This window comes from Pseudorhodobacter antarcticus, assembly GCF_900110135.1.
Classification (GTDB): Bacteria; Pseudomonadota; Alphaproteobacteria; order Rhodobacterales; family Rhodobacteraceae; genus Pseudorhodobacter; species Pseudorhodobacter antarcticus.
The window spans coordinates 1-11,729 of the sequence record NZ_FOCO01000066.1; the positions used below are offsets into that span (position 1 = coordinate 1).

The window sequence follows — 11,729 nt, forward strand, 5'->3', positions numbered from 1 at the left end:
GGCCCCGAATACATCAGTGAAAAGCTCCCTCTCGGCGATGCACGCATCGTCTGTCGGGCAACGGATGAAATGGGCTGTGAAACGTGGGGTTACCATCCAGCACATCCAACCCGGCCAGCCGCAGCAGAACGCCTATATCGAACGCTACAACCGCACCGTAAGGCATGAATGGCTGGACCAATACATCATCGAAAGCATCGAGGAGGCCCAAGATTACGCCACGCAATGGCTGTGGACTTACAACAACGACCGCCCCAACATGGGCATCGGCGGCATAACACCCGCAATGAAACTGAAAATGGCCGCGTGAATTCTACGATCGCACCCCACTAAAAATAGGGGGATTACCGTGATAACCTTCAAAAATCCCATCTCGATCACTCCATATGCCCCCAACTGGTTTAAGCTGGGGTAAGGTTGCACATGGGTCAGTTCTCAGTGACAATTTTGGTAGTTGCCGGGTCAATTCTCAGTGGCAATTAACAGACAAGCAGATACACAGAAGCACACGTCATAGCGATCTTGCGCCAGCCTTCGCATATTCCGGGCCAGATCGTTATCCTGATTGGTATCCGTCCGGTAAATGCGCGATTTCAGGCTTTTTCGGTCAGCCAGTTCAACGGCATGAGTTCATCGATGCGATTTATCTTGTGCATTCAGTTTCAGGGCTGCCGTGACGACAATCTTGCCGACCTACCTGCAGCCCTCCGCGCTACAGGTCAAACTGTTGCGCGACTCACGGGTTACCAGACCGCCGAGGCAATCGCCGTAGATTGACAGCACGGCATAAGCCCCACTTCGCTTTGCGTTCTCAACATCAAGCATCGTTCCGGGATCGACAATAGCGAGCGCAGCAGGATCAGTCCCTTGCGGCGCGGTGCCGGGCGGGCTGACCTCGATCAAACCAATCTGATCGGCCGTATTGTTGGTCAGCGTTATCAGCGCTGCGCGGTCTTCCGGGGGTTCGTAGCCGATACCGAATTGCGCGGCGCAGGAATTCACCACGGCCTGATAGTCCATCGGTGGCACGTCTGGTTGCTCGGCCACGGGCACATCGTCTTGCGGCGGTGGTGCGGTGTCTACAGGTGGAACTGCCGCAAGATAGAGATCGGCGCAATTGTAGAAAGCCACTTCATCATTGAAGAACCGCGAGGATGCGTCTTCATTTTGCTTCACGCACAGGCCCCAATCCTGAACAGCGACATCGGCGTAGCGTGCCGGATCTTCGCTGCGCCAATCCTTCGGATCATCGTACCAATTCACGAAACTTGGCTTGAAGCTGTCAAGGCAGTCGTAAAACGCCGCTTCATTGTTGAACACGGCAGAGGTTTTATCCTCGTTTGCCGCGACGCAACTATCCCAATCGCCTTCGGTAACGCCCCCGTAAACTGTTTGGCCCTGTCCCCGAGGATCCCTGGGATCATCATACCAATTGTTCGGCTTGGCGAGGTCCAAGCAGTCAAAATAGGCGATTTCATTGTTAAAGGTGGCAGGCGCCCGCACATCCTCATCTGCGGCAACGCAAGTCTTCCGATCATACTCGGGAACCGTGCCGTAATCATCTTCTACACGTGGCCCTTGCGGATTGTTGTACCATTTTTCCGGACCATAGACGGCAATGACCACCGGCTCGGTACGCTCCGACCCATCAGAACTTTTGGCGCGAATATAGAGGGTATAATCCGTTTCACCGACATCTTTGAACAAATTCGGCGAGTTTACATAGATGACGCCATCGTTTTGGACACCGAACGGAAGGTCCCACGCTTCATTGCCGGCAGAGTCGACAGGTGCAAAAATGACCTGACCGCTGTCTTCGTCAGGATCTGACGCGGCGAGGCGAATACCGACAGGTGAGTCTCTCTCCGCCAAAATGGACACTTCATTCGCCGAGGGGTCGATATCGTCAAAGGGCGTGATGTCGAACTCGTTCTCCGGCAGGATCTTGATCTCAAAGCTGCGCTCTATGGCGGAACCGTCGGTGCTGACCGCCTCAAAGGACGGCGCGGCACGGTAGATCGCCTCATAGTCGATCAATCCAGCCACCGTCACCACGCCCGTCTGGGGATCGATAGTGAACAGCCCGTCATCATACGCGCCCATACGGTATGTCACGGTATCGGTCCGGTCAAAATCTTCGGCAAGGAGGGTTAAACCCACCAGGGTTCCATCCGGAGCATTTTCCGAGACGGTATCAGGGACATTGTCGATATCGGACATGGAGCTGAGGTCAACTTCATTCACGTCGTAGATCGCGACCTCGAAATCAAGATAACTGATAGAACCATCCGTGCTCGTGGCTATTACGGGGATCATTTCAGCAAGCCGGGTTTCAGCGTCCAGAATTCCAGCGCGTCCGACCGTAATCGCCCCTGTAGTGGGATCAATCGCAAAGGGGCTGAAATTGGCGTCAATGCGGTAGCTGACAGTATCTGCCTTGTCCCTATCCTGCGCGAAAGCCGTCACGCCAACCAGTGTGCCGAAGGGCGCGGTCTCGTCAACACCATTGGGCTGCGGATCAGCGTCCAACATATCACCAACGGCAGCCTTATTGATCGCATTGACAAAAATCGTGAAGGTGCCACGGCTTAGCGAACCATCGGTGCTGCTGGCGACCACGTCAATCGTATAGCTGTCACTTCCTTTGCCAATCGGGCCTGCAACGCTCACCCCGCCCGAGTTGCTATTAATGGCAAAGCGGCGACCTGCGTCAGAGATCAGGGCGAAGGTGACCCGGTCGGATTGGTCGCCATCGTGCGCGATGGCGACCAATCCGACCGGGGCGCCGATTCTGGCATTTTCATCAACTTTGTTGTCGGTTGGGTCCACGTCGAAAACGACACCAACATCGACCTCATTCACATCGATGACAATGACCACAAAGTCTTTCTCCGTGGAGGATCCATCGGAACTTTTCGCCACAATGGTGAAGTCACGCCGCGCCGCTTCCTCTGCATCCAGCTTGCCAGCCACAGTCACGATGCCCGTGTTATGATCAATTGCGAACTTGCCTTCTGAACTGCTCTTTAGACTGTAGGTGATCCTTTCGCCTTTATCCCTATCCGTGGCAGCCGCGGTGATGCCTACAGGCGTGCCAATTGGCGCGTTCTCGACAACCTTGTTGTCCGTTGGGTCAGCGTCTTTCAGGTCCTGTACATCCCACTCATCGACATTCAGGACGACCATCGTGAATTCTGCCTCGCTTGTAGACCCATCGTTACTGGTGGCGATGACTGTGAAGCTGAAGGTTGGAGACGTCTCAAAGGCCGGAACGTTGAGCGCACCCACCACACCGGTTTTCGTGTCAATGAAAACACGGTCGGTATAGAAATGATCATTGGCCAGACGAAAGCCTCTCGCTCTGACCATCAACTGCCCGCCTTTGAGGCTGTAGCTAACGCTCGCGCTGACGTCCGCGTCTGTGGCGAAGGCGGTAATGCCGACCGACCTCTTGTAATCGACGCTCCATTCGCCTTCAGATACAGTGTTGGGCGCCTGATCGATATCGATGACCGCGCCGATACTAAAATCGTTGAAATCGGCTACATCGATCACAAAGTCCAACTGGCTGGTCGAACCATCGCTGCTTGTGGAAAGTACCGTGACGCTGTGCTTCTTCGCCGTCTCGAAATCGAGTGCCCCGGCAACTGTGATAACCCCGCTCGCCGCATTGATCGCGAAGCGCCCGCCTGCAGTGTCGATAAGCTTATAGCTGACCTTGGCCAAGGCATCATAATCTTTGGCCATGGCCGTAATCCCGACCGGCGTTCCCACGGCGGCATTCTCGGCGACCTGGTTGTTCGCATGATTGGAATCGTAGGTGTTTGTGATCGGAGACTCATTCTCATCGAGAATTTCGATCTTGAAACGCTCGAAGCTGCTTGTTCCATCAGAGCTCTCCGCCTTGACAGACACCCAGCCTGCATCAGCAATTCTGCCGTTGACATAGGGATCATTCACCGCTTCCAAATCGATTTGCCGGAAATATCCGCCTGTCGTGATCACGCCGGTGACGGGATCGATTTCATAGACATTTCGGCGATCCGCACGGGCAAATCGATCATATCCGAGGCTATAGGTGACCTTATCCGCAGTATCTTTGTCCACGGCCAGCGCGGTGATCCCGACAATCGTTCCATCTGGCGCAGATTCAGCAACCGCATTCGGAGTCGGGTCAACATCTTCCGGCGTGCCAACCGGGTTGTCGCTGACATCGCTAACCTGGATTTTTGAAGTTGCACGAGAGATGGAGCCATCTGAACTGGTGGCAACCACATCGATCACGTAGCTTGTCTGCGTTTCATAATCCAGCAACTGGGCGGTTCTCACAACGCCGCTTTCGGGGTCAATCACGAACACGCCTCCGGCGTCGTCAGACAGGCTGTAGCGCACAGTGTCGGTCACGTCCTTGTCCACCGAACTGGCAGTCGCAACATGCGCGCCCACCGGAGCGGTTTCGTTAACGCTGTGGTTGTCAAACAACATTTTCTGTTCGCTGGTACGAAACTGATTCCCAAGCCATGACAGTTCAATCGGACCAGAGATATTCACCATAGACGACACGGCAACCGGGCCAAGGGCGAACTCATTGGCGTCGCCCAGCGCGATCTCGAAGTTTTTGACGCTAACCGAACTGTCAGAACTTGTCGCCGTCACAGTCACCGTATGGCTCGCAGTCGCTTCCCGGTCCAACGGCTGATCCACCATAACCACGCCTGTCTGAGGATCAATCTTGAACGGGGCCGTGATTGCATAGCTGACCGTGTCTTTTGCATCCCCGTCGATGGCAAGGGCCGTAAGGCCCACGGGTGTGCCGGGTTCGACGCTCTCAGACACGACGTTACGTACTGGGTCGGCATCTGAGACCAGCCCCAGATTATTGGCAATCCGCTTGTCCTCCCGGCTTTTTAGGTCGCGGTCCTCTTTCAGCTTGTCGAAATCCCGATCACTTATCGCATCGCCAAAAGAGATCGTCTCGGATGCATCCGTAATTTTGATCCTGCCAAAGCAGATTTCCGGATTGCCCCGTAGTACGTTCACCTGTTCGTAGTCGTCGCCGGTTCCCCGCAGTTCGCCTCTAAATCGCTCGGTCCCGCGGCCGGTCTCGCGTATTTCGTTTTCCAATCGCTCGGTCCCGCGCTTGATGGCTTTGAACGCATAGCCGACCCTGGTGCGCAACGTGAAGGTGCTGCCGGGCTCCAAGACTGTGATCGGCTTGAGGTCCACGTACTGATCCGCAGACCTGAATGAATCAAAATTCTCCGGGATCGTTCGGTCCTTGCCATCTGGCGAGACCATGTTGCCCTGGTGGCCCAGCCGGAAAATCTCCATCGGTTCCGTACCCTCGTTCTTGAGGTCAACGATGGCAAGCCGGGCCGTGGACCGGCCTGCGAACTGGCCGGAGGTCCAGCCGCCATCCATGAATCCACCGCAAGCCTCTCGTGCCGCAAAGGTATCCGTAACCTTTGTCGGGTGCTTGAAGCCTTCTCCAAGCTTGTGCCAATACAGACCGCCTCCAATTGTCTGCGCAGCCGCACAGACATCAAACCTGTCCTTGTAAAAAATCGGCTCCCGTGCATCGATTACAGCAAACTTCTCGCCTTCCCAGCCGGTGAATTCCGCATAATCCCCCGGGCGCAGCGTGTGCGACTTAAAGGCCTTGCGGTAATTCTCGCTGTCTCGAAAGACGCTGAGTATCTTTGCGCCCTCGTTCATCATCATGACTTGGCCGGATCGACCACGGAGGTTCTCGTCATAAAATGTGAATGGGTAAGGATTCCCAACGAGCATCGGCTTGCATTCACTTGCAGCCACTTCGGGCGTCATGAACTTCTCGCCGTAAATGTAGTAGTATTTGGTCAGGTCCGCATCCTGCTTGCCCCAAAGGTACAAGCTGCCATCGCGCCGGGTGATGTAGAATTCTTTGTGACCGTTCTTGTGATAGAAGAATTTTATCGGAAAGCTCTCGGTTTTGCCGTGGGCATCGGGCAGCTTGACCGATGAGGATTGGCACCCACCATCCGACCAAGGCAGCTGCAATGTGCTAGTCACATACTTCAGCGGGGAATTGTGGTTCACGGTATTGACGAATTTCTTGGTTACCTCGTCATATTCGCCGCTCTGTTTCATGACGAAAGCCTTCTTTACCTCGTCATATTCCACTTGGTGGAAAAAAGCATCCGGACGCGCGAGGTCACCCGAATTGTAATCTTTTCGCAGATCGTTCGGGTTATCGAGCCTCAATCTGACGGTAATCTTATCGCCACGTGTCTGCGGAAACACCCATTCTTGCTGGTACCGTTCAGGCGGCACACTTTCGCTGCGCCAAAAGAAAGCCCAGGCCGGATCATCCGCGATCTTTACGTCGTCGGACCGGAATCTGGCCAAATCTTCGCGCGCCTTGACCTCCGCAGCAGACTGACGATTGAGGTCACGTGACGCAAAAGGCGACGACATTTGCTGGTAATTCCAGTCGTATTTCCGGTTTCCACTCGTATCGAATTGGCCAACCCGCCACTTGCCCTGAAGCGCTGAATAGCCCGAGCTGTTTTCAGTATCGCCCGCATGGACAAATTTTTCCATCGAACAGGGTGACGCACGATCGGCGAGGACAAGCTTTTCGAGCATTGCAGCTGACGCCACTTTATTGGCAGCCGCCTTCGCCTCGACTTGCTTGACAGCTTCCATATTGGTGGGCGGCGCAAGCTGCTCCAGCAACGCGAAGAACGCTTCGGAATACAGCTCTGGCACCTCGTGGGGCGACTTGCCCGGATGCAGGGCCTTGCTCCAGATTGCCTTGCGGCCCATGGAATCCTGTACATAAAAGCCAGTGAAGTCCGTAGGGTCGTTCGGTTTCTGGGCCATCTTGACGATGAACGTGGTGCCAAGAACCTCGGGTTTCTGTACGCCAGCTTGCACCGTTGCCACGTCAAGCGGAACAGTCATCGCCCGCAAAGTCGTCACCTCGATCCGCTGATCCCCGATATATTTCCAGGTGCCGACAATCGGGGGATTGAACCAGAAATCATTCTCAGGCTGTTCGAAAAAAGTGCCATTGGCGGCAAAGAACCAAATCCGTTTCTTCTCTGGGTCCACCTTTTGCGGAAACTCTGCATTCGCCTTGTAAGGCCCGATTTCCCACGACCCGACGATCGTCTCTTTGACCTTGGTGATGATCTGCAAGTTTTCATCGGTGTTTATGGCCGAGCCCCCGCTGCCGGGCTCATCGCTGATCTTCTCCAACCACACATCGGCCGGGCCAGAGGCTGTCAACAACAGGTTCGGCTCTACGCCATCCGGTTGTTCGGGCAGGTCTGCTGTAATGTAGTAGTCTTGCAGGAAGCTGACCGCTTGGGCCGACTTGGATGTTTTATCCGCGATACGGTGCAGCGACATGCCCTTAGTGGCACCCGTTGGATCGGGCCGCATCGCATAAGCATATTCCTTTCCCACTTCAAAAAAGACCGTATCTTGGCGCTGCCCGTCTGTCGGGTACAACTTATCGCCGGCGCCTCCCAGCAATCCGTCCCGGTCAAACATGGCGGCATAGATTTCGCAGGTCTCCGCCGTCTTCATGATCTCATCGTCGGGTGCGGACTCGAAACCTGTCCACTCCCAACGCTTCAGAACCAAATCGGGCTCCCGGTCCTCAGGCCTAGCTCTGGAATCTTGATTGACGATGATTCGGTCCACGACGTTTTTACGAATGTTCTTGCCAGGAGAAAGGCTCTGATTTCTCCATCGACCATCATCGGATGGTGTCACTATATCGCCACCGACGCCGTAGCTGTAACTTGTGTTGAACGTATTTGTCCAAGTGACACTGCGGTCCTTGACACCAAAGGCATCATATTTGCCGACCCGCCACTCGCCCGGCAGATTTCCGTAGAAGTCGTAGTTGCGGCAGCTGCTGAAATCCGCCCAGGCAACCGTGTTGTCAATCACACGGAGCGCGTTCTCTCCGAGCGTTTCCAGCACGGCCAAACGGCCCTCAATGCGCGTCTGTTCAACCGCATAGGCAAATTCTTCGGCCTTTGCCTGCGCTAGCACCGGGGCGCAGTCTACGTCATGCTGCTCCTTACGCTCAACCTCGGAAGGCGTCGGCACATAAAGCGGCTCTACTGTGAAAGTAACCTCATAAAGGCTTCCCTCGGACGTCTGCTGGATAAACGCGCCCTCATACTCCTCGATATCATAAAGCTGCGTGGTCGGAATTGTCAGGCTGCCAAGGCTGTCGTTGCTGCTGGCGCTGTCGTATTCGATAAGGTCGATCCGGACATCATCGCCGCGCTGGAACAGATATTCGACCCGCACGTCTTTCGTCTGGCCAGAGCCGATGTAGCGCCAGTCATTGCCGCCATTCGGCCAGACGGACGTTCCGTCGATCTGGATTTCAAGCTGATCATCGACCTTGTCAGTGGCCTTGGTTATCTCGTCGACGGCAAAGGAGAAATCCAGCATGGCTATATCCAGAAGGACCTCGCCGACTTTCGCAGCGGCAGCGCCTGCATCTCCGTCAATGCTTTCGAACGCATCACTGAGTGTCTTTGCGCGTTCAGGCAAATCTTCGATGTTTTGACCGGAATCAATCCTGAAATATGGCGGATTTCGCTGTGGAATGGCGTAGGTCTTGGTATCCGCACAGACAGAGTAATTATCGACCGAAACCTCGAACGGTTCAGTGTAGATCGTTTGCCGGACGTCTGCGGCCAAAAGCTCCCTATTGCGGCTTCTTTTGACCCGCCCCTCGAACACTTCTATTTCCTTGATTCTTCTTTGCAGGTTTTCAAGAACGAATTCCCTGTTTCCTGCTTCAACAATTTGGGTTTCAAGTTCGGACCGCTCTTTGGCAGACGGGCTCACTTTCAACTTTTGTTGAAGGGCAAACCGTTCTGCCATGAATGATGCCCAGCCCCCCCCCCACTCCTTGGTTAGTTTGGCCTGTTCGGCCTTTAGATCAGCCAGATCACCTCCCAGACTTCCTGGGTCCTGCCCCAAGGTGGGGCCCGATATGCCCCCGGCCAGCGCCGTGCCAACCTGACGGGCAGCAGTATTTCCCACAACGTCCTGCAGCAGCGGTTTGATCACCCGCCTGTAGTACTGCTTGAACGCCGCCTTTTCTGCGGCTCCTCTGATCTTATCCGGGTTCTTTTTAACCCAGCCGACCACGACCTTCTTGCCTTTGGCAAAAGTCGTTCCGGCCTTTTTCAAGCCAGCCTTAGCCACGCTCGGTGCTGTGCGGGCCGCATTTGCTCCCAGCTTGACCAGCTTCTTGCTGCCACTCAGCGCCGCCTTGCCCGTGGTCTTGGTAAGCCACCACGCGCCCCGAAATGGCGCGGATCCGATGGTAATTGTACCTTTGACCAACTTTCTCTTGAGGTCGGACTTGACCGCACCGTCTGCAAGCTGCTTCAAACCTTTTTTCTTCCAGGTGTTAGCAATATTGCCGGTAAATGTGCGCGCTTGGTCCGCGATGGACTTCTTGGCAGCAGCTTTACCCGCAGCCTTGCTCGTGCTTTTGCCGATGCCCTTGGCGCTTTTGATGATACTTCGCCCCAACTTTTTGGCCACATCTGTCGAGCCCATCGAATATATGAGGGGAGCTAATTCGATGGCTTTAAGAATGCCGGTCGACAGAATTTCCGTTTTGGAATCTCGGCCAGTGGACACCTGCAACGCTTTGACGGATTTAATCGTAAGCCTTGCGAGATCCCTCGGCTTGGCGACCTCTTCAAAGACCCACGTCATTTCTGCTACATTGAAATCGGCGCCAGCTTTCAGTCCGACAGACGTACGTCCCGGCACCTGCGCCAAAGCACCCATCTTAGCCCGATTTGCATTGGCGGGCGTGATATCGGCACGACTTCCGTCGTCATACATAAAGTCCGGTCGTGCGATCTGGACCTTGGGGTTATAGATCAGGTACTTTGTGCCTGCCGCGTCTTTCAGATCGCGCTGAAACAGCCAGAACTGATTATCGCCCAAATGAGTTGCGTTTGAATAGACATTCAAATACCCCGGCTCAGTGGTAAACGAAAATGTACTGCCATTAAGACTCATCGATGTCGTGCTGGCATGACCACTCATCAATGCCATGCTGGCTTTCAGGTTGAGTAACTTGTAGGCCTTGTGCTCGAAACCATTTTTAGAAATGATTTCAGACACATCTCCGCTGCTGTATCTCAGATCAGGCCCCGGCAGCAGGACCCACAGGAAACTGTCATCATCCTCGACGAGCGGTTGGACCGAAACGCCACGTCCGTTGATCTTGAGGTAGTTTCCGCTTTTGCCATTGCGGATGCGAAACGGGACCGTCAGGCGTTGATAATCCTCAGAGACATATTTGCCGCCGATGTCACAGGGTTCCGGACATCTGTCCGGCAATAATATGTCATTCTGTGTATCTTGACCAAGAGCATAAGGGCCAGAAAGCATGAACCCAAAAGCGATGAGAATTGCAATCAGTCTCAGAATAACGCGCATGGTTGCACCTTCTCATTTACCGTTGGTTGGTCATACCAATCAACGGATACGTCTGGCGGCAAAACGCCATCCTTAGTTGCACCTTTTCGCGTAAGCCTCCATCCCGCGAACATTTGATGCTGATGTTTTGGCATCTTGTTCTGACAGCGGCCCCACAGCGACCAACCAGTACCCACGCGTGAATTTCGGGCATATGCTGGTATTCACAACAGTCCAATCACGGGGAAATTTGCGCACCAATTGATCGGCGCTGTTACGATCGCGGAAAGATCCCGCGATTGCATACCAATCACCTTCAGCAACTTTCTCGCGGTAGCTCTGCATAGTAAAAAGCAACTCGTCATAGCCCTTTTTAGTAATCTGACATTTCTTGTTGCGAACCGGCGCCTGACCGCTGAGCAGGATCGAGTTTGGCCGTATTGCGCCATCCACATTATACGCGATGTCACCGCAATCGGCGCTGAAGCGATATGCCACACCGGACACTGCGCCAATGTTGGAAATAGTGCCTTCAAACAACATCGTACCCGAGCGGACGCCGATCTTGCTCAGAGAGGCCTTCGGTCTGGAATAGCTGATGTACAACTCATTGTCACACATCTGAACTTCCATGGTGGAGCCATTATGATCGTACTCGTCCACCGAGCAATTGCTGGCTTGTGCCTTCCCGCCTGTGAGCCAGAGCAGGCAAATCACCAGACTAATCCCGATACGCTTCATTTGCCCCTCCAAAGTTCAAATGTAGCGTTTACATCACGCCATTGCGTCAAGCCCTAGTCCACCATCCCCACTTTAGCAAGGCATTGATGATGTAACGCCCCCCCCCGACGGCATCGATGTACCAAGGTGGATCAGCGCATCACGCAGCCAATTTGCATCGAATGCTCGGTCGGCAAGGAACTGGCCACAAGTTAGCCCGTTGATCAGAGGTGGTCCTAGTTCTTCGACCACATTGCAGCCCTTTTAAGGTGGATCATGGTTTCATTTCAGGCTGCCATTCTCATAGGTTCTGTTTTGCTCGCATAGGCCTCGTCGGTGGTCAAGATGCCATGGGTCGATTGCGGTCGTTCGGCATTGTAATAGGCTAGCCATTTTCCGATGCCGCTGCGGGCCTGTGACCCAGTCTCAAACCCGTGCAAATAGACACATTCGTACTTGAGGGACCTCCACAGCCGTTCGATCATTCGGTTGTCAATCCACCGCCCTTTGCCATCTATTACCGTCAGTGCATTGCGAAGCAATGTCAC

General features: G+C 54.3%; 4 protein-coding genes. 1 reads left to right on the forward strand and 3 read right to left on the reverse strand.

Annotation, left to right across the window (positions count from 1 at the left end; all coding sequences use genetic code 11):
* Positions 1-310: integrase core domain-containing protein (locus tag BMY36_RS17890; protein ID WP_244888673.1), on the forward strand; the 310-nt coding region annotated here is incomplete at its 5' end.
* Positions 311-693: 383 nt separating this feature from the next.
* Here the strand turns inward: BMY36_RS17890 and BMY36_RS17895 are convergent.
* The 3 genes from BMY36_RS17895 to BMY36_RS17905 all read right to left on the reverse strand — a co-directional run.
* Positions 694-10,482, reverse strand: a complete 9,789-nt coding sequence (locus tag BMY36_RS17895; RefSeq protein ID WP_050520625.1) for a cadherin repeat domain-containing protein — start codon at positions 10,480-10,482, stop codon at positions 694-696.
* 72 nt (positions 10,483-10,554) lie between these two features.
* Entirely contained in the window at positions 10,555-11,202 is a 648-nt protein-coding gene (locus tag BMY36_RS17900) for a hypothetical protein (RefSeq protein ID WP_139194132.1), read from the reverse strand.
* 266 nt (positions 11,203-11,468) lie between these two features.
* Positions 11,469-11,729 (reverse strand): integrase core domain-containing protein (locus BMY36_RS17905; RefSeq protein WP_244888700.1); only part of this gene is annotated, 261 nt, incomplete at its 5' end.